We start from the raw sequence: 23,749 nt of genomic DNA, 5'->3' as shown, positions 1-23,749 counted from the left end.
GGTTTCCGGACGGCGAGTCGACGGCCGCCGGACGGGGGCGCGGACGGCTCACGGCGGGGGACGCGAGGCCGGGATCACGGCGGGGGACGCGAGGCCGGGCTCACGGCGGGGGACGCGAGGCCGGGCTCACGGCGGGGGACGCGAGGCCGGGCTCACGGCGGGGGACGCGAGGCGCTCAGCGCAGGGCCACCGGGTCGATGCCCAGCAGCTCCGACAGCGCCCGCTCACCCTCCGCCGTCACCTTCACCGCCCGCTCGGAGCCGATGCGCACGCACCAGCCCGTCTCCAGGGCGTGCCGGCACAGGGCCGCACCCGCGACGCCCGCCAGGTGCGGCCGGCGTTCGGTCCAGTCGAGGCAGGCACGGGCCAGCGGCCTGCGGCCGGTGAGTTCCAGGGTCATCCCGGCGGTGGCGAACCAGCCCAGGCCCGCGTCCGTGAGGGCGAAACCGGTGTCCTGGCGCAGCAGCCCGCGCCCGGTCAGCGCGTCGGTCACCGCGATCCCGAGCCGCCCGGCGAGATGGTCGTAGCAGGTGCGTCCGCGCGCCATCGCCGACCCGGCGCCGGACGCCCGCAGGGTGCGCGGTCGCCGTGCCGCGGCCTCCGGGGCGACCTGCGCGGCCAGGTCCTCCACGAGCTGGGCGGTCCGTTCGTCGGCCAGCCGCACGTACCGGTGCCGCCCCTGCCGCTCCTCGGCGAGCAGGCCGCCCGCCACGAGCTTGCTCAGGTGTTCGCTGAGCGTCGACGCGGCGACGCCCGCGTGCCGGGCCAGCTCGCCGGCGGTCCAGGCCCGGCCGTCGAGCAGTGCCAGCAGACAGGCGGCCCGGGTCTCGTCGGCGATCAGCCCGGCCAGCCGGGCGAGTCCGGGGGCCCCGGTTTCCCTGGTGGTCATGTGACCCAGGATGCGTCACGCACCGTTCGGCCCCCGCCGAAGTGTCCTCACGCGTTCCCCGCGACCTGCTGGTACTGCTGCGCCAGCCCGTCCAGCAGGGCCGCCAGCCCGGTCTCGAAGGCGCGCTCGTCGATCTTCTCCTGCTGCTCGGCCAGCAGGTGCGCCTTGCCGAGGTGCGGGTAGTCGGCGGGGTCGTACGCGCTCGCGTCGTCCGGGAAGCCCCGGGCGAAGGAGCCGAGCGCGGAGCCCATGACGAAGTAGCGCATCAGCGCGCCGATGGACGTGGCCTGGGCCGGCGGCCAGCCCGCGTCGACCATCGCCCCGTAGACGGCGTCGGCGAGGTGCAGGGCGGCCGGACGGCGGCCCGGGCCGTGGGCCAGGACCGGGACGATGTTGGGGTGGTCGCGCAGCGCCGCCCGGTAGGAGACGGCCCAGTCGTGCAGCGCGGTCCGCCACTCCCGGCCGTCCTCGAACATCGACAGGTCGACCTGGGCGCTCACCGAGTCGGCCACCGCCTCCAGGATCTCGTCCTTGGTGCGGAAGTGGTTGTAGAGCGAGGGCCCGCTCACCCCCAGCTCCGCCGCGAGCCGGCGGGTGGAGACGGCCGCGAGGCCCTCCGCGTCCACCAGCGCGCGGGCCGTCTCGATGATCCGGTCGGTGCTGAGCAGGGGCTTGCGCGGTCGGGCCATGGCGCACATAGTAGGGCTGCGAACAGAAACTAGCAGTGCTAATTTAAATGTACGGCTTTCAAGGTGTACGGCTTTCAAGACGTCTTTTCTGTGGGGTGACTCGGCATGAACCTGGAGCTCAGCGAGGAGCAGAGCGCCGTACGGCAGCTCGCGCGGGACTTCGTGGAGCGCGAGATCGCCCCGCACGTCATCGCCTGGGACCGGGCCGAGGAGGTGGACCGGTCGATCGTGAAGAAGCTCGGCGAGGTCGGCTTCCTCGGGCTCACCGTCGACGAGGAGTACGGCGGCTCCGGCGGCGACCACCTCGCGTACTGCCTCGTCACCGAGGAGCTGGGGCGCGGTGACAGCTCGGTGCGCGGCATCGTGTCCGTCTCCCTCGGCCTGGTCGCCAAGACCGTCGCCGCGTGGGGCGACGAGGAGCAGAAGCGGCGCTGGCTGCCGGGGCTCACCTCCGGCGAGTACGTCGGCTGCTTCGGGCTGACCGAGCCCGGCACGGGGTCGGACGCCGGGAACCTCTCCACCCGCGCGGTCCGCGACGGCGACGACTACGTCATCAACGGCACCAAGATGTTCATCACCAACGGCACCTGGGCCGACGTCGTGCTGCTCTTCGCCCGCTCCACGGACGCCCCCGGCCACAAGGGCGTCTCCGCCTTCCTGGTGCCCACCGACACGCCCGGCCTGAGCCGCCGCACCATCCACGGCAAGCTCGGGCTGCGCGGCCAGGCCACCGCCGAGCTGGTCCTGGAGGACGTCCGCGTCCCCGCCTCCGCGATGCTGGCCCCCGAGGGCAAGGGCTTCTCGGTCGCCATGTCGGCCCTCGCCAAGGGCCGGATGTCGGTGGCGGCCGGGTGCGTCGGTATCGCCCAGGCCGCACTGGACGTGGCCGTGCGGTACGCGGGCGAGCGCGAGCAGTTCGGGAAGACCATCGCCCACCACCAGCTGGTGCAGGAGCTGATCAGCGACATCGCCCTCGACGTGGACGCGGCCCGGCTGCTGACCTGGCGGGTCGCCGACCTGATCGACCGCGGACAGCCCTTCACCGTCGAGTCCTCCAAGGCCAAGCTGTTCGCCTCGGAGGCCGCGGTCCGCGCCGCCAACAACGCCCTGCAGGTCTTCGGCGGCTACGGCTACATCGACGAGTACCCGGCCGGGAAGCTGCTGCGCGACGCCCGCGTGATGACCCTCTACGAGGGCACCAGCCAGATCCAGAAGCTGGTCATCGGGCGGGCGCTGACGGGTGTGTCGGCCTTCTGAGCCCGGGCTCTGAGTACCGGAACTGAGTACGTCGGCGGATGTGGCCCCGGCCACATCCGCCGATCCTTTTCCCATGAATGACACATCGGTCAAGCAGCAGAGCACGGCGGCCTTCTACGGTCAGGCCGTCGCGTCGTTCTCGGTCGCCATGGCCGCCACCGCCATCGGCATCTACCAGCTCGAGGCCGACCCGTGGGTGCGCGCCTTCCTCGCCATAGCGGTCCTGTACCTGGTCACCTCGGCCTTCACCCTGGCCAAGATCATCCGTGACCGCCAGGAGGTGGGGCAGATCGTGAGCCGGGTGGACCAGGCGCGACTGGACAAGATCCTCGTCGAGCACGACCCCTTCCAGAAGCCGGGCGGCACCCCGGCGCAGCAGCGCCCCTAAGCGACCGCTCAGCTTCGGCGGTATGGTGGTGCTCCTGTCACCGAGAGGGGCGAACAAGCGATGAGTACGGCGGCCGAGACGACGGGCGGCGAGACCGAGCCGTGGGAAGAGGTCACCCCGGATGCGGCCCGGCGGCTCCTGGTCGCCGCGGTGGAGGCTTTCGCGGAGCGCGGGTACCACGCGACCACCACCCGCGACATCGCCGGGCGGGCCGGCATGAGCCCGGCCGCGCTCTACATCCACTACAAGACCAAGGAAGAGCTGCTCCACCGCATCAGCCGGATCGGTCACGCACGGGCCGTCGCCATCCTGCGCACCGCGGCCCAGGGCGAGGGCAGTGCGACGGAGCGGCTCGCCGACGCCGTGAGCTCCTTCGTGCGCTGGCACGCCGGGCGGCGCACCACCGCGCGGGTCGTCCAGTACGAGCTGGACGCGCTCGGCCCCGAGGCCCGCGACGAGATCCTCGCGCTGCGCCGGCAGTGCGACGCCGCCGTCCGCGGCATCATCGACGACGGTGTGGCGTCGGGCGAGTTCGACGTGCCGGACGTCAAGGGGACCACACTGGCGGTGCTCTCGCTCTGCATCGACGTGGCCCGCTGGTTCAACGTGAACGGGCCCCGGACGCCCGACGAGGTCGGCGCGCTCTACGCCGACCTCGTGCTGCGGATGGTGGGTGCCGAAGCGCCGGGCGTCGCTCAGACGTAGTAGCGCGAGACGGACTCGGCGACGCACACGGGCTTGTCGCCGCCCTCGCGTTCCACGGTGAAGGCGACGGTCACCTGGATGCCTCCCTTGACGTCCTCGACGCCGGTGATCGTCGCCGTGGCGCGCAGGCGCGAGCCGACCGGGACGGGGGAGGGGAAGCGCACCTTGTTCGTGCCGTAGTTGACGCCCATCGTCACGCCTTCGACCTGGATGAGCTGCGGTCCGAAGAGCGGAAGCAGCGACAGGGTCAGATAACCGTGCGCGATGGTGGTGCCGAACGGGCCCGCCGCGGCCTTCTCCGGGTCCACGTGGATCCACTGGTGGTCCCCGGTCGCCTCCGCGAACAGGTCGATCCGCTTCTGGTCGACGTCCAGCCAGTCGGTGTACCCCAGCTGCTCGCCGACCGCCGCCTTCACCTCGTCGGCGGATGTGAAGATCCTCGGCTCTGCCATGTCCCGGCCTCTCTGCTCGCTCGACCTGTTCTCACGACTCTAAGCGACTGCTTAGCATGGTCGCCCGCGAAGCCCATGTCAACGGACCGGCGCGGCGGCGGGGTCGGTAGGGTTCGGGGAGTGCCTCAGATTCCCGAGAAGATTCACGAGCTCACGGTCGGCCAGCTCGCCGCGCGCAGCGGCGCCGCCGTCTCCGCCCTGCACTTCTACGAGTCCAAGGGCCTGATCAGCAGTCGCCGCACCTCGGGCAACCAGCGCCGCTTCAGCCGTGACACGCTGCGCCGCGTCGCCTTCGTGCGCGCGGCGCAGCGCGTGGGCATCCCGCTCGCCACGATCCGCGAGGCGCTCGCCGAGCTGCCCGAGGGGCGCACGCCCACCGAGGAGGACTGGGCACGGCTCTCCGAGTCCTGGCGCTCCGAACTGGACGAGCGCATCAAGCAGCTGAACCGGCTGCGCGATCACCTCACCGACTGCATCGGCTGCGGCTGCCTGTCCCTGGACACCTGTGTCCTGTCCAACCCCGACGACGTCTTCGGCGAACGCGGCACCGGATCCCGCCTGTTGGTGGAGCGCCGGGACCCCGCCACCAAGGGCGGGCGCGCGCGGCGCGGGCGCCGGTCGCAGACGGAGTGCTGCGACTGAGGGTCGGGGCAGGGCGCCCGCCCGCACGCCGCCCGACGACGCGGAGGGCCCGGGAGGAGACGTCCTGCCCGCGCGCGCCGCACGGCACGGCCGCCCGAACCGAGGGGCCGGCGGTGACCAGGGCGGAAACCGTGCGCCCTTGACCCGCACGTACGCGGGTGGGGGCCGGCCTCGTGCTCGGCCGGTCCCGCCGCGGGGGCGCGCCCTCGCCGGCCCCTTCGCGGACACGTCCTCACGTCCGTCCGCGGGACGCGTCCTCACGTCCGTCCGCTCCGCCGGGCCGACGTCCACTCCGCCAGGCCCGCGGTGACCAACTCGGCGTTGGACGTGGCCCGGTGGCCGTCCGGGAGGCACAGGGTGTCCTCCAGGCCGATGCGGGTCGGCAGTCCGAGGCGGCCGGCCAGGCGCAGGACCGGCCAGGCGCCGGCCCCCTCGCCGTGGAGCAGGACGGGGCGGTCGTGGGCCGTGCCGAGCTCGGACAGCAGCGCGCGCGCCGTGTCCCGCGCGGTCGCCGGGTCGGTGTCCGTGACCTCCGCCAGGACGCGCAGCACCTTCGGCGCGAGAGGTGAGCGCAGGAACCGGGCCGCGCCGTCCGTGCCCGACCAGAGGCCGGCCTCCACGCCCACCCCGCGCTCGATCAGCGCGGCGGCGACCTGCTCGGCGCCGGGCTCGTGCCAGTTGACCGAGGCGTGGTCGGGCAGGACCGTCCAGCTCCGCACCCGTGCCGCGCGGACGGCCGGATCGGGCTCGGCCCAGGCGCCCGTGGTGACGCCGACCGCCACCGGTGCCGGCACCCGCGCCCGTATCGCGTCCAGGGTGGCCGCGAGCACCCGGGGCGACAACGAGTCCCGCCCGCACGGCGTCTTGGGATGGACATGGACGTCCGTGGCCCCCGCGGCGACCGCTCCGGCCACCGAGTCGGCGATCGCCTCCGGTGACAGCGGCACCACCGCCCCGTCGGCGCTCGTCCGGTCGCCGTTCGCGCACAACTGCACCATCTCCCCATGGTGCCCGTCGCCACGGCCGCCACGCGTCGGCCGCGGTCCCGCACGGGCCGTCGGGGGTGCGGCATCCCCTGCACACCCCCGGGCCGGCTAGGCCGACATCAGCAGCCGTCCCCGGCGGGCGTCCGCCAGCGCGTCCGGGGTGAGGACGGGCCGCGGGACGAGGATCCCGCAGTCCGTGCAGACGGGCCCCGTCGAGGGCTCGTGATCCAGGTCGTACTTCCAGACGAGCTGCTCCCCGTCGCACACCGGGCACACGGACCCGGGCGCGCGCTCCAGCGCGGAGATGAGATTCCGCAGCACCTCGGCCAGTGGTCCGTCGGGATGGACGCGGGGGTCGTCGCACCAGGCGACCCCGAAACCGCCCCAGGTCAGCCGGTGCCAGTCGTCGACGCTGCCCGGCCTGCGCAGCCCGTCGTGCTTCTCCTTCCTGCGTCGCTCGGCGAACTCGCCCTCGTAGGCCAGCCACACCGAGCGCGCCGCCTCCAGCTCCTCCAGTGCGGCCACGAGCCGCGCCGGTTCGGGAGAGCGGTCCTCGGGTCCGAACCCGGCCCGGGAGCACAGATGGTCCCAGGTCGCCCTGTGCCCGTAAGGGGCGAACCGCTCAAGGCACTTGCGCAGTGAATAGCGCCGCAGCGCCAGGTCGCACCGTGGATCGCGGACCTGTCTCGCCAGACTTCGGAAACCGGCCATCGCCCTGCACCTCCGTCACACCTGCACCTGCACTTCGGTCACTTCGGCGTCGTCGTACGGACGTCGCCGAATAGACGTATCGACACGCGAATCGGCTCCATCCGATTTCCGATGCCCCTCATCAGCCGATCCACCCACTCCAAAAAAGTGACGCATGTTCACCTTCCCACTCGGGGATACCGGCGGTAACGTCCCGCCACACCCCCGTCGGGAGGAGCTGCCATGCCACGGCGCACCCCACGCAACGCCCTCGACAGACTGAGAACTCCCCGCGGCTTCCACGGGTTCCTGAAGGGCGCTTCCGTATGCGCCCTCGTTGCCGGTCTTCTGTCACCGCTTTCCCCCGCGATGGCCGCCGGAACGGACCCCTCCGCGGACCGGGCCCCGGAACAGGCCACCGCGGCGACCGCCGGGACGGCGGCGAACGACCACTGCGGCGGCCAGTGTTCCGACATCCTGCCGCCCGGCCAGAACGGCAACGCCACGCTCGCCCAGATCCTCCTCAACCAGGCCTTCGGCACCCAGCCGGCCCACGCCGAGGATCAGCTCGGGCCCTACGCGAAGCTCGCCACCGGCTACTCCGGCCTCACCAACGACAAGATCAACGACTTCTTCAACGACGCCTCGTTCGGTGTCCCCGCCGGCCAGGTGGCCTCCACCGTCCGCCCCGCCGGACGCGGTGACGTGACGATCGTGCGCGACAAGAGGACCGGTGTGCCGCACATCACCGGCACGACCCGCTACGGCACCGAGTTCGGCGCGGGGTACGCGGCGGCCCAGGACCGGCTGTGGCTCATGGACCTCTTCCGGCACGTCGGACGCGGCCAGTTGACCCCCTTCGCCGGCGGCGCCCCGGCCAATCAGGGCCTGGAGCAGCAGTTCTGGCGCAGCGCCCCGTACACCGAGGCCGACCTCGAGGCGCAGATCCTCAGCGCCGCCGCCAAGGCCGGCGAGCGCGGCGAGCTGGCCCTGGCCGACGTGGACGCCTACGTCGCCGGCATCAACGCCTACATCGACGCCTCCGACAAGGGCCGCTACTTCCCCGGCGAGTACGTGCTGACCGGCCACAAGAACGCCCTCACCAACGCGGGCACGATCGAGCGCTTCAAGCGCACCGACCTGATCGCCCTGGCCTCCGTGATCGGCTCCCTCTTCGGCTCGGGCGGCGGCGGCGAGGTCAGCAACGCCCTGTCGCTGCTCGTCGCCCAGGAGAAGCACGGCGTCGCCGAGGGGACCGAGGTCTGGGAGTCCTTCCGCCAGCGCAACGATCCCGAGGCTGTCCTCACACAGCAGGACGGCAGCTTCCCGTACCTGCCCAGGCCGGACGACCCCCGGGGGCGCGCCCTTCCCGACGCCGGCTCGGTCACGGCCGAGCCGCTGGTCCACGACCGCACCGGCGGCGCGGGCGGCCCGGCGGCGGCCGGCGCCTCGGCGAGGGCGGCGGACACAGCCGTCACCTCGGCCCGGCGCGGCATGTCCAACGCCCTCGTCGTCAGCGGCGAGCACACCGCGAGCGGTCACCCGGTCGCCGTCTTCGGCCCGCAGACCGGCTACTTCGCCCCCCAGCTCCTCATGCTCCAGGAGATCCAGGGCCCCGGCATCAGCGCCCGCGGCGCCTCCTTCGCGGGCCTGAGCATGTACGTCGAACTCGGCCGCGGCCAGGACTACGCGTGGAGCGCGACCACCTCGGGCCAGGACATCATCGACACCTACGCCGTCGAGCTGTGCCAGGACGACTACCACTACCTGCACCGCGGCACCTGCACGCCGATGGAGAAGATCGAGCGCAAGAACGCCTGGAAACCGACGGTCGCCGACTCCACCGCGGCCGGCTCCTACACGATGCGGGTCTGGCGCACGAAGTACGGCCCGGTCGAGTACCGCGCCACCGTCGGCGGCAAGAAGGTCGCCTACGTGACGCTGCGCTCCTCGTACCTGCACGAGGCCGACTCGATCATCGGCTTCCAGATGCTGAACGACCCCGACTACCTGACCGGTCCCGAGCGCTTCCAGAGCGCCGTCCAGAACATCAACTACACCTTCAACTGGTTCTACGCCGACTCCGAGCGCACGGCGTACTACAACAGCGGCGACAATCCGGTGCGGGCGGACGGCGTCGACGCCGACTTCCCGGTCTGGGCGCGCCCGCCGTACGAGTGGGCGGACTGGGACCCGGCCGCCAACACCGCCCGCTACACGCCCCCGTCCGCCCACCCCCGGTCGCTCGACCAGGACTACTACGTCTCGTGGAACAACAAGCAGGCCAAGGACTACACCACCGCCCCCTGGGGCAACGGTTCCGTCCACCGCGGCGACCTGCTCGACGACCGGGTGAGGAAGCTGGTCGCCGAGGGCGGTGTCACCCGGGCCGCGCTGGTGCGGGCGATGGCCGAGGCGGGGCTCGCCGACCTGCGGGCCGAGGCCGTACTGCCCGACCTGCTCAAGGTGATCGACTCCGCGCCGGTGACCGACCCGGCGGCCGCGGCGGCCGTGGACGGACTCCGGGCGTGGCTCGGGGCGGGCGCCCTGCGCACGGAGACCTCGGCGGGCTCGAGGAAGTACGCCCACGCCGACGCGATCCGCACGCTGGACGCCTGGTGGCCGCTGCTGGTGAAGGCCGAGTTCGAACCCGGCCTGGGCAGCGAGCTGTACACCGCCTTCACCCGGAACATCCCCGTCGACGAGTCCCCGTCCGCCGCCCACGGCCCGACCGGCGCACACGCCGGCAGCGCCTTCCAGTACGGCTGGTGGAGCTATGTCGACAAGGACCTCCGGGCCGTGCTCGGCGAGCCCGTCGATGGGCCCCTCGCGCGCGAGTACTGCGGGGGCGGCGACCTCGCCGCCTGCCGGGACACCCTGGTCGCCACCCTCGAGGAAGCGGCGGGCCGCACGGCCGCCCAGGTCTACCCCGGCGACGACCACTGCGCGGCGGGCGACCAGTGGTGCGCCGACTCCGTGATCCACCGCACCCTCGGCGGCATCAAGCACGGCGGGATCGGCTGGCAGAACCGGCCGACCTACCAGCAGGTCGTGGAGTTCACGTCCCACCGGTGACCGGCCGGCCGCGGACTCACCGGTAGAGGAGGTACTGGCGGCGCGTCCTTCGGAACGCCGCCAGTTCGCTCTCCCAGCCGCCCACCACCTCGTCGGTGTCCGCACCCGCGTCGATCATCGTCCGCACCTGTGTGGAGCCGGTGAGCTTGTCGATCCAGTTGTCCGGCCGCCAGGCGAAGCCGTCCCAGGTCCGCTTCGCCGTCACCAGGAGGGCGATCCCCGTGCGCACCGGGTCGAGGGCGGCCCGGTCGTGCACGTGGAGCTGCACGCCCCCCACGGTCTTCCCCTGGAACTTGGAGAAGGTGGGCGCGAAGTACGCCTCGCGGAACCGCACGCCGGGCAGGCCGAGCTCGTTCGCGGCGGCGGCCCAGTTCCCGTCGACGCCCTCGGCGCCGAGCAGTTCGAAGGGGCGGGTGGTGCCGCGCCCCTCGGACAGGTTCGTGCCCTCGAACAGGCACGTCCCCGAGTACACCAGCGCGCACTCCGGCGTCGGCATGTTCGGGCTCGGCGGCACCCAGGGCAGCCCGGAGGCGTCGTAGAAGTCCGAACGCCGCCAGCCCGACATGGCCACCGTCTCCAGCGGCACCGGCGACCGGAGGAACTCGCCGTTGAAGAGCCGCGCCAGCTCGGCGACGGTCATGCCGTGCGCCTGGGAGATGGGCTTGCGGCCCACGAAGGTCGCGAACTCCTCGTGCAGGACCGGGCCGAGGGCCGCCCGCCCCGTCACCGGGTTGGGCCGGTCCAGGACGACGAACCGCTTGCCCGCGAGCCCGGCCGCCTCCATGCAGTCGAACAGCGTCCAGATGTACGTGTAGAAGCGCGCGCCCGCGTCCTGGATGTCGAAGACGACGGTGTCCACGCCGGACGCCGTGAAGACGTCCGCCAGCGGCTGCCCGCTCTTCAGGTACGTGTCGTAGACCGGCAGTCCGGTCGCGGGGTCGTCGTACCGGCCCTCGGAGCCGCCGGCCTGCGCGGTGCCCCGGAAACCGTGCTCGGGGCCGAAGACGGCGGTCAGGTTCACCCGGTCGTCGGCGTGCATGACGTCGACGATGTGGCGCACGTCCCGGGTGATGCCGGTCGGGTTGGTGACGACGCCCACCCGCTGCCCGTCGAGGAGGGCGTAGCCGTCGTCGGCGAGGCGCTCGAAGCCGGTGCGCAGCCGGCGGCCCCCGTGCCCGGCGGGCGCCGCCTGCGCCGTGCCGGTCGCGGCGGCCGTGGTGGTGGCCGCCACCGCGGCCGTGGTGGCGAGCAGGGACCGTCTGGACAGCGTCATGCGGTGACCTCCGTGATCGCGGCGGGTGTCATGCGCACGCACGCTAACCCGCGCCCCCGTCCGCGCGGAACGAGGCGAACCGCGGTTCGCCTCTTCCGTCGCACATACCGACTGGTTAGTCTGGCGCTGCAACGGGGAGCCAGCAGTGCCCGAGCCGTGTCGAAGGAGACGATGGTGGAAGCCGTGCAGGATGCCGGAGTCGTGGTCACCGGGGCGGGAGGCGGCATCGGTGCCGCGCTGGCCCGCCGCTTCGCGGCCGAGGGGGCCCGGGTCGTCGTCAACGACCTGGACGCCGACCGGGCGAAGGCCGTGGCCGACGAGATCGGCGCCGTCGCCGTCCCGGGCGACGCCTCGGCGATCGTCACCGAGGCGCGTGAGGCGCTGGACGGCAGGGTCGACGTGTACTGCGCCAACGCGGGCGTCGGCTCCGGGGGCACCGAGGCGGCCGGCGAGGCCGTCTGGGCCCTCGCCTGGGACGTCAACGTCATGGCACACGTACGGGCGGCGCACGAACTGATCCCGGACTGGCTGGAGCGCGGCAGCGGCCGTTTCGTCTCCACCGTCTCCGCCGCCGGACTGCTCACCATGATCGGTGCCGCGCCCTACAGCGTGACCAAGCACGGCGCCTACGCCTTCGCCGAGTGGCTGTCCCTGACCTACCGCCACCGCGGCATCAAGGTCCACGCCATCTGCCCGCAGGGCGTGCGCACCGACATGCTCACCGCGAGCGGCAGCGCGGGCGACCTGGTGCTCGCGCCGACCGCCATCGAGCCCGAGGACGTGGCGGCGGCCCTCTTCCAGGGCATCGAGGAGGACCGGTTCCTGATCCTCCCGCACCCCGAGGTCGCCGAGTACTACCAGGCCCGCGCCACCGAGCCGGACCGCTGGCTGCACGGCATGAACCGCCTCCAGCGGCAGTGGGAGGAGGCGGCGGCCCGATGACCGGCTCCCGCTACGCGGTCAAGCCCTGGCTGGACCTGCTGACCGACGCCCAGAAGGCGCCGCTGACCCCGGAGCCGTCCCTGGTGCACGCCCTGCGCCGGGCCGCCGCCGAGGCCCCCGACCGCACCTTCCTCGCCTACTTCGACGGCCGCCTCGGCTACCGCGAGGTGGACGAGCTGAGCGACTCCGTCGCCGGGCACCTCGCCGCACGCGGCCTGGAGCGCGGCGACCGGGTGGCGGTCCTCCTGCAGAACTCGCCGCACTTCGTGCTCGCGGTGCTGGGCGCCTGGAAGGCCGGCGCGGTGGTCGTGCCCGTCAACCCCATGTACAAGGCCGGGGAGGTCGGGCACGTCCTGCGGGACGGCGAGGTGGCCGCCCTGATCTGCTCCGACCGGGCCTGGGAGTCGTACCTGCGGGAGGCGGCCGCCGACTCGCCGGTGCGGATCGTGCTCACCGGCTGCGAGCTGGACTTCCAGAGCCGCCGGGACGAGCGCGTCCTGACGTTCGAGCGGCTGCCGCGGGCCGCCGACGCCGACGACCTCGCGGAGGTGGCCCGCACCGGCCACAGGGCGCCCGAGGGCCGCGACCCGCGCCCGGACGACACCGCGCTCATCAGCTACACCTCGGGCACCAGCGGCACGCCCAAGGGCGCCACCAACACGCACCGCAACATCATGTACAACGCCGAGCGGCAGCGCACCGGGCTCGGTCTGCCCGAGGCACCGGTCTACTTCGCGCTGGCGCCGCTGTTCCACATCACCGGCATGGTCTGCGAGTTCGGCGCCTGCCTGAACAGCGTGGGCACGCTCGTCCTGGCCTACCGCTTCGAGGCGGGTGTCGTGCTGGACGCCTTCGCGGAGCACCGGCCGCATTACACGGTCGGCCCGTCCACCGCCTTCATGGCGCTGGCCGCCCACCCGTCGGTGACCCGCGAGCACTTCGCGTCCTTCGCGAACATCTCCTCCGGCGGCGCCCCGCTGCCGCCCGCCCTGGTCGAGAAGTTCCGGGCCGGCTTCGGACCGTACATCCGCAACGGCTACGGGCTGACCGAGTGCACCGCCCCCTGCGCCTCCGTACCGCCCCACCTGGAGGCGCCCGTCGACCCGGTCTCCGGGACCCTCGCCGTCGGCGTGCCCGGCCCCGAGACCGTGGTCCGGATCGTCGACGAGCAGGGCGCCGAGGTGCCCTTCGGGGAGCAGGGCGAGATCGTCGTGAGCGGCCCGCAGGTCGTCCCCGGCTACTGGCGCCGTCCCGACGCCACCGCCGAGACCTTCCCCGGCGGCGAGCTGCGCACCGGCGACATCGGCTTCATGGACGCCCAGGGGTGGCTCTACGTCGTCGACCGCAAGAAGGACATGATCAACGCGTCCGGCTTCAAGGTCTGGCCGCGCGAGGTCGAGGACGTGCTCTACACCCACCCGGCGGTGCGCGAGGCCGCCGTCGTCGGCGTGCCCGACGGGTACCGCGGCGAGACCGTCAAGGCGTACATCAGCCTCCGTCCGGGTGCCGAGACGGACCCGGACGCGCTCGCCGCCTACTGCGAGGAGAAACTGGCCGCGTACAAGTACCCGCGCCAGGTGGAGATCCTGCCCGAACTGCCGAAGACGGCGAGTGGGAAGATCCTCCGTCGGGAACTGCGTTCCCGTGCACACCAGGACGGACAGTGAACGGACACTGACAACGGAAAGGCAGGTGACGGCAGTGCCCAGGACCACGGACGGGGACGGCACTCCGGTGCCGCAGCGGCTCCTGGCCGCCGCCACCCGGCTCTTCGCGGAGCAGGGCTACGACCGCACCTCGGTACAGGAGATCGTGGAGGCGGCCGGCGTCACCAAGGGGGCCCTGTACCACTACTTCGGCTCCAAGGACGACCTGCTGCACGAGGTGTACGCGCGGGTGCTGCGCCTCCAGCAGGAACGCCTGGACGCCTTCGCGGACTCCGACGAGCCGGTCGAGAAGCGGGTGCGGGACGCGGCGGCCGACGTCGTCGTCACCACCATCGACAACCTCGACGACGCGTCGATCTTCTTCCGCTCCATGCACCAGCTGAGCCCGGAGAAGAACAAGCAGGTACGCGCGGAACGCCGGCGCTACCACGAACGCTTCCGCGCGCTCATCGAGGAGGGCCAGCAGGCCGGCGTCTTCACCAAGGAGGCCCCGGCCTCCCTGGTGGTGGACTACCACTTCGGCTCCGTCCACCACCTGTCCACCTGGTACCGCCCCGACGGACCGCTCACCCCGCAGGAAGTGGCCGACCACCTCGCCGACCTGCTGCTGCGCGCGCTGCGCCCGTGAGGTGACGCCCCCCGCTCTTCCGGGGGGCGCCGTCTCGCTCAGAGGTACTTCTTGATCTCCCGGCGGGCCAGCGAGCGCTGGTGCACCTCGTCCGGACCGTCGGCGATCATCAGCGTCCGGGCACCGGCGTAGAGCTCGGCCAGCGGGAAGTCCTGGCTCACGCCGCCCGCGCCGTGCAGCTGGATGGCCCGGTCGATGATGTCGACCACCGCGCGGGGCGTGGCGATCTTGATGGCCTGGATCTCGGTGTGGGCGCCCCGGTTGCCGACGGTGTCCATCAGCCAGGCGGTCTTCAGCACGAGGAGCCGCAGCTGCTCCACGGTCACCCGCGCGTCCGCGATCCAGTTGTGCACGACGCCCTGCTGGGCGAGCGCCTTGCCGAAGGCGGTACGGTCCACCGCCCGACGGCACATCAGCTCGATCGCGCGCTCCGCCATGCCGATCAGCCGCATGCAGTGGTGGATGCGGCCCGGGCCCAGGCGGGCCTGGGCGATGGCGAAGCCGCCGCCCTCCTCGCCGATCAGGTTCGCCACCGGCACGCGCGCGTGGTCGAAGGTCACTTCGGCGTGGCCGCCGTGGTAGTGGTCCTCGTAGCCGAAGACCTGCATGGCCCGGTCGACGGTGACGCCGGGCGTGTCGCGGGGGACCAGCACCATCGACTGCTGGCGGCGGATGTCCTCGCCGCCCGGGTCGGTCTTGCCCATCACGATGAAGATCTGGCAGTCCGGGTTCATCGCCCCGGAGATGTACCACTTGCGGCCGGTGATGACGTACTCGTCGCCGTCGCGCTCGATGCGCGTGGTGATGTTCGTGGCGTCCGAGGAGGCCACCTCCGGCTCGGTCATCGCGAACGCGGAGCGGATCTCACCGGCGAGCAGCGGCTGGAGCCACTGCTTCTTCTGCGCCTCGTCGGCGAACTGGGCGAGCACCTCCATGTTGCCGGTGTCCGGCGCCGCGCAGTTCGTCGCCGTCGGCGCCAGCTGCGGGCTGCGGCCGGTGATCTCGGCGAGCGGGGCGTACTGGAGGTTGGTGAGGCCCGCGCCGTGCTCGGCGTCGGGCAGGAAGAGGTTCCACAGGCCCTGGCGGCGGGCCTCGGCCTTGAGGTCCTCGACGACCTGCGGGGTGTCCCACGGCGAGGCGAGGCGGGCGCGCTGCTCGTGGGCGACCTGCTCGGCCGGATAGACGTACTCGTCCATGAAGGCGAGCAGCTTGGCGCGGAGTTCCTCGGTGCGTGCGTCGAACGCGAAGTCCATGACGGGTCAGCCTTCCTGAAGGGTGGTCAGGCCGTGCTCGATGAAGACGGGGACGAGATCGCCGATGCGGTCGAAACCGCGGCCGACCGTCTGGCCCAGCGTGTAGCGGTAGTGGATGCCCTCCAGGATCACGGCGAGCTTGAACCAGGCGAACGCCGTGTACCAGGCGACGGCGGACACGTCGCGCCCCGAGCGCTCGGCGTACCGCTCGACGAGCTCGGACGGCGCGGGGTGGCCGGGGGCCTGGGCGGTGGTGGAGACGGGGGAGTCGGGCATGCCGAGCGGCATGCTGTACATCACCAGCAGGCCGAGGTCGGTGAGCGGGTCCCCGAGCGTGGACATCTCCCAGTCGAGGATCGCCTTGATCTCGTCGCCGTCGATCAGCACGTTGTCGAGGCGGTAGTCACCGTGCACGACCGCCGGGGCCGGGGAGACGGGCAGCTCCCGGCCGAGCGTGGCGTGCAGCTCGTCGATGCCGGCCAGGTCGCGGTTGCGGGAGGCGTCCAGCTGCTTGGCCCAGCGCCGCAGCTGGCGGTCGAGGAAGCCCTCGGGGCGGCCGAAGTCCGCGAGGCCCACCTCGGCGGGGTCCACCGCGTGCAGTTCCACGAGCGTGTCGACCAGGTTCAGCACGGCGGAGCGGGTGCGCTCGGGGCCGAGCGGAGCGAGCTGGTCGGCGGTGCGGTACGGGGTGCCCTCGACGAACTCCATGACGTAGAAGGGCGCTCCGAGGACCTCCTCGTCCTCGCAGAGGAGGACGGTCCGCGGCACCGGCACGTTCGTCGGGTGCAGCGCGCTGATCACGCGGTGCTCGCGCTTCATGTCGTGCGCGGTGGCCAGGACGTGGCCGAGCGGGGGACGCCGTACGACCCAGCGCGCGGTACCGTCCGAGACCGCGTAGGTGAGGTTCGACCGTCCGCCCTCGATCAGCCGGCCGGACAGCGGGCCGGTCACCAGACCGGGCCGCTCGCGGTCGAGCAGGCCGCGCAACCGGTCGAGATCGAGTCCGGGCGGGTGGTCGGGGCTCATCATCGCTCCTACGGGCAGGCGTACAGTACCCGAGTCATGATGCCGACCAGTCGGTATGCCGTCCAGTGGGAGGACGGAACGTGATCGGCGCCACGACGCGGCGGCGGCTCCCCGCATCCTCGTGCGGGGAGCCGTCGGTTCGTCGTGGCGCCGTCCGTCTGTCGGGGCGGCGGTGGTCCGTAGTGGTGCCGTCCGTCTGTTGTGCGGCGGTGGGCTGCCGCGGTGCCGGTGGTCCGTCGTGGCGTGGGTGGTCCGTCGTGGCGTCGGTGGTCCGTTCGGCGGCTCGTCGTGAGGGCGGCGGGCGGCGTGGTGACCTTCGGTCAGTGGTCGTCCCAGTGGCCGTCGTGCGCGGCGTGCCGGTGGCCGTCGTGGAGGTAGTCGACGTGGTCGCCGTGGCGCACGCGCGCGTGCCCGCAGTTCTCGTCGTGGCGGTGCTCGTGACTCCCGTGCGCGGTGTGCCCGGAGGGCTCGCACTCGTCCCAGTGGCCGCTGTGCGCGCGGTGCAGGTGCCCGTCGTGCGCGTAGTCGACGTGATCGCCGTGCGGCACCTCGGCGTGCCCGCAGGTGGGGCCGTGGTCGTGCTCGTGGGCCGTGTGTTCCTCGTGGAGAGTGGTCATGGCGCTCATCTTAGTGGTGCATATGCGGACATTCCGGTTGCGTGGGGTCCGGGTACCCCGGAGGGTCGGAGCCATGAAGGCGATCAGTTACGCACGGTACGGCGGTCCCGAGGTGCTCGAGTACGGGGAGGTCCGCGATCCGCGGGTCGGGCCCGACTCGGTGCTCGTCAAGGTGCGGGCCGCCGCCGTCAACCCCGTCGACTGGAAATGCCGGGACGGACACCTCGACGCCCTCCTCCAGCCCGTCTTCCCGGTGGTCCCCGGATGGGACGTCTCGGGAGTCGTGGTGCAGCCCGGGGCGGCCGTCACGGAGTTCGCGGTCGGGGACGAGGTCATCGGCTACGTCCGCGAGGACTTCCTCTCCCGGGGCACCTTCGCCGAGTACGTGGCGGCGCCCGTGCGCACCCTCGCGCGCAAGCCGCGCAACCTCACCTACGAGGAGGCGGCGGGGCTGCCGCTGACCGGGTTGACCGCGTACCAGGTGATGAACGGGGCACTGGGGGTCGGCCGGGGCGACACCGTACTCGTGCACGCCGCCGCGGGCGGGGTCGGCTCGATCGCCGTCCAGCTGGGCCGGTACGCCGGGGCGCGGGTCATCGGTACGGCGAGCGAGCACAACCACGACTTCGTGCGAGGGCTGGGCGGGGAACCGGTGGCGTACGGGGAGGGGCTGGCCGAGCGGGTGCGGGGGCTGGCGCCCGAGGGCGTGGCCGCGGTGTTCGACACGGTCGGCGGCGAGACGCTGAGGACCTCGGCCGACCTGCTGGTCCCCGGGGGCCGCCTGGCGTCGATCGCCGACCCGGACGTCGTCGACTACGGCGGGCGGTACTGCTTCGTGCGACCCGACGCGGACGATCTGCTGCGGCTGACGGAGCTGGCGGAGCAGGGGGTGGTGACGGTGCACGTGTCGGAGACGTTCCCGCTGGAGCGGGCTGCGGACGCGCACCGGCGGAACCAGGAGGGCCGGACGCGGGGGAAGATCGTGGTCACGGTGGACTGGGAGGAGAGCGGGTGACGAGGGTGACCCGGGCCGGGGGCTAGAGCACGAGGAAGGCGCCGCACACCGCGAGCGCGACCGTGCACAGGGCCGCCGCCGTGGCGTACGGCGGGGTCAGCGCGCGGGGGCGGTTGGTCGAGGCGAGGGTGCGGATGCGGACGTGGGCGATGCGCAGGAAGGTCAGCCACAGGACGCAGCACAGGGCGGTGGCGACGACCGAGGCGGGGGCCGCGCCCCCGTGCAGTGCGGCCTTCGCGGCCAGTACGGCGACGACGGTGCCCGACAGGGTCGTGCGTCGCCAGGCGAGCCGGGTGCGTTCGGGCTGGAGGCCGGGGTCGCGGGTGGGGTGGCCTTCGGTGCCGGTGCCGGTGCCGGTGCCGGTGCCTGTGCCTGTGCCTGTGCCGTCGCCGTCGCTGTGAGCGCTCACGCTCAGCCTTCCCAGCCGACGAGGACCACGACGACCATGGCCACGGCGACCACGGCGACGACCAGGCTGAGCAGGGCCGGGAAGCGGGAGACCGGGAGGTCCTCGCCGCGGCGCATGGCCCGCTCGCAGCGCACCCAGTGGTTCACGGCGCGCAGCGAGCAGAGCACGCCGGCGGCGAGCAGGGCGAGGGCGAGTCCCACCCGCCAGCCCCAGCGCAGGTCCGGCAGGAACTGGTCCACGGCGAAACCGCCGCCGATCAGGGCGAGGGCCGTGCGCAACCAGGCCAGGAAGGTGCGCTCGTTGGCCAGGGAGAACCGGTAGTCGGGGGTGCCGCCCTCCTGCCGGACCTCCTCGGGGGCGAACCAGAGCCGGACGTTCCGCACGAATTCGATCACTCGGGGACCCTATCGGGCGGGTGCGGGGTGCCTGCGGCGCCTGTGCCGGTCCGGTGGGGGTGCGCGGTGCGCGTGCGGCGGTCTGTGGGTCGGGGCCGCGCCGGGGGGTGTCCGTCCTCGGAACGGCGCGGAATCGGTTGCTTCATGAGGTGAGGGTGTTGACGCGCCAACCGCTGCGGGCGGACACCCCCCGACACGGCCCCTTCTCGCCGTACGCGGGTGCGGGTCCACCGGTTCGTGTCTACTCGCCGTACGCGGGTGCGGGTCCTCCCGACATGGCCTCCTTCTCGCCGTATGCGGGTGCGGGTCCCTCGGTTCGCGTCTACTCGCCGTGCGCTGGTGCGGCCCCCCGGTTCGTACCTGCTCGCCGTGCGCGGGTGCGGGGTGTCGCTCGTGTTTCTCGCGTGGACTCGCGGTGGGGTCATGCTCGCCGGGCGCGCAGCCGCGCGTACGCCGCCAGGCCGTCCGGGACCCACTCCCACTCCCCGAGGCGGCGCTCCACCTCTGACTCCGTCAGGAACCCGTGCCAGGCGACCTCCTCCGCCTGGGGGGCGACCGGGGGCTCGCAGCGGACCTCGTACACCGCCGACCACCAGCTCCGGCCCGCGCCGTCGTCGTAGAGGAACGTGAAGAGGTGCTCCGGGCGCGGCAGCGCGGTCACCCCCAGTTCCTCCTGGGCCTCACGCAGGGCCGCGTCGTCGTAGGACTCGCCCGCGCCCACCACACCGCCGACGAACATGTCGTACAGGGACGGGAACACCAGCTTCGTCGGCGTGCGGCGGTGGACGAAGACGCGGCCCCGGGGGTCCCGGGCGAGGACGAACACGCAGCGGTGGCGCAGTCCCCGCGCGTACGCGTCGCCCCGCCGGGCCTGCCCGACGACCTGGTCGTTCTCGTCGACGATGTCGAGGATCTCGTCAGCTGCGCTCATGCCCTCATCCAAGCAGCGCCGCGCGGTCAGCGCCGTTGCAGGTCCCGTGTGTGCCGGCTCTCGCGCGTGCCCTGCGGCATCGCGGGATGCAGGCCCAGCAGGACGATGCCGGTCACGACCGCCGCGAGGCCGCCCGCCTCCCACGCCAGGGCCCCGGTGTCGGTCCGCAGCCGGTCGCCGAGGAAGCCGACCCCGCAGGCGATGCCCGCGAGCGGCTGGGCGGCCGTCAGAGCGGGCAGCGACCTGCGCAGGGGGGCGGTCTCGAAGGCGCTCTGGACCAGGACCAGGCCGGTGATGCCGAGCACCACCACCGCGTACGGCTGCCAGCCCGTCAGCGTGTCCGCCAGGCCGCCCTCGGAGAAGTGCCGGCCGCTGACCCGGGTCAGCGCGTCCTGCACGCCGTAGACCAGGCCTGCCGCCAGCGCCAGCAGGGTCGGCCCCCACGTCAGCCGGGAACGGCCGGCGCACACCGTGAGCAGCAGGGCCGCACCCAGCATCGCGCCGATGAGCAGCCAGTGCCGTACCGGGTCGGTCACCGTGCTGCCGCCGCGCGGCTCGCCCGCCACGATGAACGCGGTGACCCCGCCGGCGAGCAGTACGAGGCCCGCCCAGCCCTGGCGGCCCAGCGGCTGCCGGGTCTGCGCGCGGGAGAGGGCCAGGGCGAAGAGGAGGTTCGTCGCCAGGAGGGGCTCGACGAGGGTCAGCTCGCCACCGCCCAGCGCGAGCGCGCCCAGCACCATGCCGGCCACCATCAGGCCCATGCCGGCCAGCCAGCGCGGCACCCGTACGAGATCCAGCAGGAGACGGGGCGAGAGGAAGTCGCCCAGCGGGGCGCGCTGGGCCGCGTTCTGCTGGAGGACGAAGCCGAGGCCCAGGCAGCACGCGGCGCTCACGGCGAGGACCAGAACCAGAACCGACACGCTGCGTACCTCGATCGTCAGTCGGGTCACGGGTGCGTAGGGCGACTCTAGTGCCGGTGGACCCGGGGTGCCGGGTGGGCGCCGCATCCGGGTGGCGGGGTGGGGCGGCGACCGACAAGTCCCGTTTTCAATAAGAGAGTTGACGCGTGTAACGGCTCGACTCCCCTTGACGTCAAGCCTTGGCTGCCGGTTTGCTGTGCGTGATCAGTTCATGGCAATCCGGCTACGACGACCTACCGCGTCGCGTGAGGAAGTTCCCGCGGTGTCCCCACCTCCGCCTCCCCTCGGCCGCGGCCGCAAGCGCGCCGCCCAGGTCTTCGACGAGGCCCTCGACGACGCCGAACTCGTGGCGGTCCGGGCCGCGTTGGCCCAGGGACGCTGGCAGTCCGCGCGCTCCCTGCTGGTCCATACGGGGGACGACTGGGACCGCCGGGGCCACCGGGTGACCGTCCTCGCCAAGGAGCCCTACTGCGCCGCCTGGGCCCGCGAGTGGCTGCTCGCCGAACCCGATTCGGCCGACGCCTCGGTCCTGCTCGCCTTCGCGCTGGTCCACCGCGCCCTGCGCGGCAAGGAGAAGGCGGCCCGGGCACGGGAGGCGTGCCGGGAAGCGGCCGCGCTCGTCCCCGGCGATCCCACACCGTGGCTCGGGCTGCTCGTGCTGGAGCGTTCACTGGGCGTGGACGACGACGTCGTGCGGGTCTTCGAGGCGGTGCGCGGACGGTACGCCGATCACCACCACGCCCATCACCTGATGGTGGCCCGGCTCGCCGAACGCCTCGGCGACGGTGACCCGGACCCGCTGCACGAGGTGTACGACTTCGCGAACTGGGCCGCCGAGCAGGCCCCCGCCGACTCCCCGCTGGCCGTCCTCCCGGTCGTCGCGCACGCCGAGCGCTACCGCGTGCTCGCCGCCGCCGGGCACGAGTCCGCCCACCCGAGCGCCTCCGGCCACTGGGTCGGCCGGCGGGCCCGGCTGGTGATGAAGGCCGCCTTCGACTGGTGGCTGGAGTGGGAGCAGGACGGCCACCCCCGCCGGCTGATCGACCTCAACTTCCTCGCCCACGCCAAGGTCTGCGAGGGCCGCGGCGCCGAGGCCGCCGCCCTCTTCCACCGCATCGGCGAGCACGCCACACCCGCCCCGTGGTCGTATCCGGACCGCGAGCCGTACCCGGCCTTCCGTGCCGCCCGCGCGAGCGCACTGGGCACGGCCTGACCCCCCGACGCACACGAAAGAAGGACGTCCTGCGATGACCAGGGGCAGTTCGAGCACGAGCCGATCCGCGAGCGGTGGCGCCATCAGCACCTTCAAGGGGCAGGAGCGGGCGCTGCGCGCCGACCGGCTCGGCACGGGGGGCCTGCTGCTCTCCGTCCTCGCCGCCACCGCCCCGCTGATGGTGGTCGCGGGCGTCATGCCCACCACCTTCGCGGTGATGGGCATCGTGGGGCAGCCGCTGCTCTTCGTGCTCCTGGGCGTGGTGCTGATCCTCTTCAGCATCGGATACGCCGAGATGAGCCGGCACGTCCACAACGCCGGCGCCTTCTACGCGTACATCTCCCGCGGACTCGGCGGCACCGCCGGCGCCGGCGCCGCGCTCGTCGCCCTGGTCGCCTACAACGCCCTCCAGGTCGGCATCTACGGCATCTTCGGCTTCGAGGTCTCCGGGCTCCTGGCCACCTACGCCGACCTGGAGGTCGCCTGGTGGATACCGGCGCTGCTGGCCGTGCTCGCGGTCGGCGCGCTGGGCTGGCTGAAGATCGACGTCAACGCGCGGGTGCTGGGCGTGCTGCTGCTGATCGAGGTGGCCCTCGTGGTCGTGTTCGACATCGCCGCCGTCGCCGATCCGGGCGCCCAAGGGCTTTCGCTGCACGCCTTCGATCCGGACACCCTGACGGGGGCGGGCGTGGGGACCGCGCTGTGCTTCTGCATCGCCGCCTTCCTCGGCTTCGAGCAGGCTCCCGTGTACGCCGAGGAGACCAGTCGGCCGCATGTGCTGGTGCCGCGTGTCATGTTCCTGGCGGTCGGTGGGGTCGCGGTGTTCTTCGCGCTCAGCAGCTGGGCGCTGACCGTCGCCACCGGACCGGACAAGATCGTCGGGACCGCTCAGGAGCAGAGTGCCGGGCTGCTCTTCTTCCTCACCGAGTCCCGGCTGGGCGGCACCTTCACCGACGTCCTGCACGTCCTCTTCGTGACCGGCATGTTCGCCGCCCTGCTGAGCTTCCACAACGTCGTCGCCCGGTACGCCTTCGCCATGGGCCGGGAGGGGCTGCTGCCCGCCGCCTTCGGGCGGACCAGTGGCTCCAGCGGTGCGCCCGGCACCGGTTCGCTGCTCCAGACCGCCGTGTCCGCGGTCGTGGTGGCCGGCTTCGCCGTCGCCGACGACAAGCCGAACGGCGACCCGACCCAGCCCGTCCTGCACCTGTTCACCTGGGGCGGCAACATCGGCGCCCTCGGCGTCATCGTGCTGATGGCCGCCGCCTCGTTCTCCGTGGTGGCCTTCTTCGTCCGCCGCGGCGCGGCCGGCGCCCAGGGCGTGCGGCTGGCGACCTCCACCGTCGCGGGCGTCGCCCTGCTGGTGATCGCCGGTTACACCGTCAAGGACTTCGACGTCCTCGTCGGCGCCGGCCCCGGCTCCTCCCTGAGCTGGATGCTGCCGGGCGTCATCGGCCTCGCGGCGCTCACAGGCCTGGTGCAGGGCCTGGTCCTGCGCGCCCGGGCCCCCGAACGGCACGCACGGATCGGGCAGGGCAACGAGGCCTTCCAGCTGGACAAGGCGGCGTCCCCCTGAGTCTCAGGGGGACGCCGAGGGGGGCTGACTGGTCCGGGGTGGCGAGCACGAAGGCGCCAGGCGCGGTCGGTCGCGCCCCTGGGTGCGGGGAGCCCGGTGAGGGTCCCGCCACCG

The 23,749-nt window shown here is 72.8% G+C and carries 24 protein-coding genes; 11 read left to right on the top strand and 13 right to left on the bottom strand.

Going from position 1 to position 23,749, the window contains the following annotated elements; translation table 11 throughout:
* Positions 1 to 175: 175 nt before the first annotated feature.
* Positions 176 to 889, bottom strand: coding sequence for an ArsR/SmtB family transcription factor (locus tag SAM23877_RS08205; protein WP_053128409.1), 714 nt, complete (start codon positions 887 to 889; stop codon positions 176 to 178).
* Between the two features lie 47 nt (positions 890 to 936).
* Complete coding sequence (locus SAM23877_RS08200) at positions 937 to 1,578, bottom strand: TetR/AcrR family transcriptional regulator (protein WP_053128407.1); 642 nt, start codon at positions 1,576 to 1,578, stop codon at positions 937 to 939.
* Positions 1,579 to 1,683: 105 nt separating this feature from the next.
* On the opposite strand from SAM23877_RS08200, the gene SAM23877_RS08195 reads away from it, so the two are divergent.
* The 3 genes from SAM23877_RS08195 to SAM23877_RS08185 all read left to right on the top strand — a co-directional run bounded on the left by SAM23877_RS08195 (position 1,684) and on the right by SAM23877_RS08185 (position 3,928).
* Complete coding sequence (locus SAM23877_RS08195) at positions 1,684 to 2,835, top strand: acyl-CoA dehydrogenase family protein (protein ID WP_053128402.1); 1,152 nt, start codon at positions 1,684 to 1,686, stop codon at positions 2,833 to 2,835.
* A gap of 73 nt (positions 2,836 to 2,908) precedes the next feature.
* The gene (locus tag SAM23877_RS08190) at positions 2,909 to 3,223 is read left to right on the top strand and encodes a YiaA/YiaB family inner membrane protein (protein WP_053128400.1); all 315 of its coding nucleotides are present in this window, start codon (positions 2,909 to 2,911) and stop codon (positions 3,221 to 3,223) included.
* A gap of 60 nt (positions 3,224 to 3,283) precedes the next feature.
* Complete coding sequence (locus SAM23877_RS08185; RefSeq protein WP_053128398.1) at positions 3,284 to 3,928, top strand: TetR/AcrR family transcriptional regulator; 645 nt, start codon at positions 3,284 to 3,286, stop codon at positions 3,926 to 3,928.
* On the opposite strand, the gene SAM23877_RS08180 is transcribed toward SAM23877_RS08185, so the two are convergent.
* Positions 3,919 to 4,380: a MaoC family dehydratase gene (locus tag SAM23877_RS08180; protein WP_053128396.1), complete on the bottom strand. Its 462-nt coding sequence runs from the start codon at positions 4,378 to 4,380 to the stop codon at positions 3,919 to 3,921. The two genes, SAM23877_RS08185 and SAM23877_RS08180, sit on opposite strands and share 10 nt — an antisense overlap.
* A gap of 120 nt (positions 4,381 to 4,500) precedes the next feature.
* Here SAM23877_RS08180 and soxR point away from each other — a divergent pair, with 120 nt between their 5' ends.
* Positions 4,501 to 5,022 carry a redox-sensitive transcriptional activator SoxR gene (gene soxR / locus SAM23877_RS08175; RefSeq protein ID WP_053128395.1) on the top strand — a complete coding sequence of 174 codons (522 nt, stop codon included), beginning with the start codon at positions 4,501 to 4,503 and terminating at the stop codon, positions 5,020 to 5,022.
* Between the two features lie 257 nt (positions 5,023 to 5,279).
* Here the strand turns inward: soxR and SAM23877_RS08170 are convergent, their stop codons facing one another.
* Together SAM23877_RS08170 and SAM23877_RS08165 are read right to left on the bottom strand one after the other, a co-directional pair.
* On the bottom strand, positions 5,280 to 6,020 hold the full coding sequence (locus tag SAM23877_RS08170) for a 3-keto-5-aminohexanoate cleavage protein (protein WP_053128394.1): 741 nt from the start codon (positions 6,018 to 6,020) through the stop codon (positions 5,280 to 5,282).
* Between the two features lie 96 nt (positions 6,021 to 6,116).
* Positions 6,117 to 6,719: a hypothetical protein gene (locus tag SAM23877_RS08165; RefSeq protein WP_053128393.1), complete on the bottom strand. Its 603-nt coding sequence runs from the start codon at positions 6,717 to 6,719 to the stop codon at positions 6,117 to 6,119.
* Between the two features lie 222 nt (positions 6,720 to 6,941).
* On the opposite strand from SAM23877_RS08165, the gene SAM23877_RS08160 reads away from it, so the two are divergent.
* Positions 6,942 to 9,773 (top strand): penicillin acylase family protein, encoded by a 2,832-nt coding sequence (locus SAM23877_RS08160; protein ID WP_053128392.1) that lies wholly within the window; start codon positions 6,942 to 6,944, stop codon positions 9,771 to 9,773.
* Positions 9,774 to 9,789: 16 nt separating this feature from the next.
* Here SAM23877_RS08160 and SAM23877_RS08155 read toward each other — a convergent pair whose 3' ends face one another.
* Entirely contained in the window at positions 9,790 to 11,046 is a 1,257-nt protein-coding gene (locus SAM23877_RS08155) for an exo-beta-N-acetylmuramidase NamZ family protein (protein ID WP_174532200.1), read from the bottom strand.
* A 171-nt stretch (positions 11,047 to 11,217) separates the two neighbouring features.
* On the opposite strand from SAM23877_RS08155, the gene SAM23877_RS08150 reads away from it, so the two are divergent.
* Genes SAM23877_RS08150 through SAM23877_RS08140 form a run of 3 tightly spaced genes read left to right on the top strand, consistent with a single transcriptional unit; the run spans position 11,218 to position 14,283 of the window.
* The gene (locus tag SAM23877_RS08150; protein WP_053128388.1) at positions 11,218 to 11,988 is read left to right on the top strand and encodes an SDR family oxidoreductase; all 771 of its coding nucleotides are present in this window, start codon (positions 11,218 to 11,220) and stop codon (positions 11,986 to 11,988) included.
* Positions 11,985 to 13,655, top strand: coding sequence for a class I adenylate-forming enzyme family protein (locus SAM23877_RS08145; protein WP_053128386.1), 1,671 nt, complete (start codon positions 11,985 to 11,987; stop codon positions 13,653 to 13,655). The genes SAM23877_RS08150 and SAM23877_RS08145 overlap by 4 nt, the downstream gene beginning before the upstream one ends.
* 34 nt (positions 13,656 to 13,689) lie before the next feature.
* Complete coding sequence (locus SAM23877_RS08140) at positions 13,690 to 14,283, top strand: TetR/AcrR family transcriptional regulator (protein ID WP_053128384.1); 594 nt, start codon at positions 13,690 to 13,692, stop codon at positions 14,281 to 14,283.
* Between the two features lie 38 nt (positions 14,284 to 14,321).
* On the opposite strand, the gene SAM23877_RS08135 is transcribed toward SAM23877_RS08140, so the two are convergent.
* From SAM23877_RS08135 to SAM23877_RS08125, 3 genes are all read right to left on the bottom strand, one after another.
* The gene (locus SAM23877_RS08135) at positions 14,322 to 15,536 is read right to left on the bottom strand and encodes an acyl-CoA dehydrogenase family protein (protein ID WP_053128382.1); all 1,215 of its coding nucleotides are present in this window, start codon (positions 15,534 to 15,536) and stop codon (positions 14,322 to 14,324) included.
* A 6-nt stretch (positions 15,537 to 15,542) separates the two neighbouring features.
* A complete protein-coding gene (locus SAM23877_RS08130) occupies positions 15,543 to 16,562 on the bottom strand; it encodes a phosphotransferase family protein (protein WP_053142275.1) in 1,020 nt (339 codons plus the stop codon).
* 320 nt (positions 16,563 to 16,882) lie between these two features.
* A complete protein-coding gene (locus tag SAM23877_RS08125) occupies positions 16,883 to 17,179 on the bottom strand; it encodes a hypothetical protein (RefSeq protein ID WP_053128380.1) in 297 nt (98 codons plus the stop codon).
* 73 nt (positions 17,180 to 17,252) lie between these two features.
* Between SAM23877_RS08125 and SAM23877_RS08120 the strand changes: the two genes are divergently transcribed.
* Entirely contained in the window at positions 17,253 to 18,194 is a 942-nt protein-coding gene (locus SAM23877_RS08120) for an NADP-dependent oxidoreductase (RefSeq protein ID WP_053128379.1), read from the top strand.
* Positions 18,195 to 18,216: 22 nt separating this feature from the next.
* On the opposite strand, the gene SAM23877_RS08115 is transcribed toward SAM23877_RS08120, so the two are convergent.
* The 4 genes from SAM23877_RS08115 to SAM23877_RS08100 all read right to left on the bottom strand — a co-directional run bounded on the left by SAM23877_RS08115 (position 18,217) and on the right by SAM23877_RS08100 (position 20,849).
* Complete coding sequence (locus SAM23877_RS08115; protein WP_079030083.1) at positions 18,217 to 18,603, bottom strand: DUF202 domain-containing protein; 387 nt, start codon at positions 18,601 to 18,603, stop codon at positions 18,217 to 18,219.
* Positions 18,604 to 18,605: 2 nt separating this feature from the next.
* The gene (locus SAM23877_RS08110) at positions 18,606 to 18,998 is read right to left on the bottom strand and encodes a YidH family protein (RefSeq protein WP_053128378.1); all 393 of its coding nucleotides are present in this window, start codon (positions 18,996 to 18,998) and stop codon (positions 18,606 to 18,608) included.
* Positions 18,999 to 19,419: 421 nt separating this feature from the next.
* A complete protein-coding gene (locus SAM23877_RS08105; protein WP_053128376.1) occupies positions 19,420 to 19,929 on the bottom strand; it encodes an NUDIX hydrolase in 510 nt (169 codons plus the stop codon).
* Between the two features lie 26 nt (positions 19,930 to 19,955).
* Entirely contained in the window at positions 19,956 to 20,849 is an 894-nt protein-coding gene (locus tag SAM23877_RS08100) for a DMT family transporter (RefSeq protein ID WP_053142272.1), read from the bottom strand.
* A 262-nt stretch (positions 20,850 to 21,111) separates the two neighbouring features.
* Here SAM23877_RS08100 and SAM23877_RS08095 point away from each other — a divergent pair, with 262 nt between their 5' ends.
* Positions 21,112 to 22,062 (top strand): hypothetical protein, encoded by a 951-nt coding sequence (locus tag SAM23877_RS08095; RefSeq protein ID WP_053128373.1) that lies wholly within the window; start codon positions 21,112 to 21,114, stop codon positions 22,060 to 22,062.
* A 34-nt stretch (positions 22,063 to 22,096) separates the two neighbouring features.
* Entirely contained in the window at positions 22,097 to 23,635 is a 1,539-nt protein-coding gene (locus SAM23877_RS08090) for an APC family permease (protein ID WP_053128371.1), read from the top strand.
* Positions 23,636 to 23,749 lie beyond the last annotated feature (114 nt).

Source organism: Streptomyces ambofaciens ATCC 23877, assembly GCF_001267885.1.
GTDB classification, from domain to species: Bacteria; Actinomycetota; Actinomycetes; order Streptomycetales; family Streptomycetaceae; genus Streptomyces; species Streptomyces ambofaciens.
The sequence above is the reverse complement of the archived record's forward strand: the minus strand, read 5'-3'. Positions and strand labels throughout refer to the sequence as shown.

Excerpts from the sequence above, each read along its gene's own strand:
- SAM23877_RS08205 (WP_053128409.1), bottom strand. The coding sequence starts at position 889 with ATGACCACCAGGGAAACCGGGGCCCCCGGACTCGCCCGGCTGGCCGGG.
- SAM23877_RS08200 (WP_053128407.1), bottom strand. The coding sequence starts at position 1,578 with ATGGCCCGACCGCGCAAGCCCCTGCTCAGCACCGACCGGATCATCGAG.
- SAM23877_RS08195 (WP_053128402.1), top strand. The coding sequence starts at position 1,684 with ATGAACCTGGAGCTCAGCGAGGAGCAGAGCGCCGTACGGCAGCTCGCG.
- SAM23877_RS08190 (WP_053128400.1), top strand. The coding sequence starts at position 2,909 with ATGAATGACACATCGGTCAAGCAGCAGAGCACGGCGGCCTTCTACGGT.
- SAM23877_RS08185 (WP_053128398.1), top strand. The coding sequence starts at position 3,284 with ATGAGTACGGCGGCCGAGACGACGGGCGGCGAGACCGAGCCGTGGGAA.
- SAM23877_RS08180 (WP_053128396.1), bottom strand. The coding sequence starts at position 4,380 with ATGGCAGAGCCGAGGATCTTCACATCCGCCGACGAGGTGAAGGCGGCG.
- SAM23877_RS08170 (WP_053128394.1), bottom strand. The coding sequence starts at position 6,020 with ATGGTGCAGTTGTGCGCGAACGGCGACCGGACGAGCGCCGACGGGGCG.
- SAM23877_RS08165 (WP_053128393.1), bottom strand. The coding sequence starts at position 6,719 with ATGGCCGGTTTCCGAAGTCTGGCGAGACAGGTCCGCGATCCACGGTGC.
- SAM23877_RS08160 (WP_053128392.1), top strand. The coding sequence starts at position 6,942 with ATGCCACGGCGCACCCCACGCAACGCCCTCGACAGACTGAGAACTCCC.
- SAM23877_RS08155 (WP_174532200.1), bottom strand. The coding sequence starts at position 11,046 with ATGACGCTGTCCAGACGGTCCCTGCTCGCCACCACGGCCGCGGTGGCG.
- SAM23877_RS08150 (WP_053128388.1), top strand. The coding sequence starts at position 11,218 with ATGGTGGAAGCCGTGCAGGATGCCGGAGTCGTGGTCACCGGGGCGGGA.
- SAM23877_RS08145 (WP_053128386.1), top strand. The coding sequence starts at position 11,985 with ATGACCGGCTCCCGCTACGCGGTCAAGCCCTGGCTGGACCTGCTGACC.
- SAM23877_RS08135 (WP_053128382.1), bottom strand. The coding sequence starts at position 15,536 with ATGGACTTCGCGTTCGACGCACGCACCGAGGAACTCCGCGCCAAGCTG.
- SAM23877_RS08130 (WP_053142275.1), bottom strand. The coding sequence starts at position 16,562 with ATGAGCCCCGACCACCCGCCCGGACTCGATCTCGACCGGTTGCGCGGC.
- SAM23877_RS08125 (WP_053128380.1), bottom strand. The coding sequence starts at position 17,179 with ATGACCACTCTCCACGAGGAACACACGGCCCACGAGCACGACCACGGC.
- SAM23877_RS08120 (WP_053128379.1), top strand. The coding sequence starts at position 17,253 with ATGAAGGCGATCAGTTACGCACGGTACGGCGGTCCCGAGGTGCTCGAG.
- SAM23877_RS08105 (WP_053128376.1), bottom strand. The coding sequence starts at position 19,929 with ATGAGCGCAGCTGACGAGATCCTCGACATCGTCGACGAGAACGACCAG.
- SAM23877_RS08090 (WP_053128371.1), top strand. The coding sequence starts at position 22,097 with ATGACCAGGGGCAGTTCGAGCACGAGCCGATCCGCGAGCGGTGGCGCC.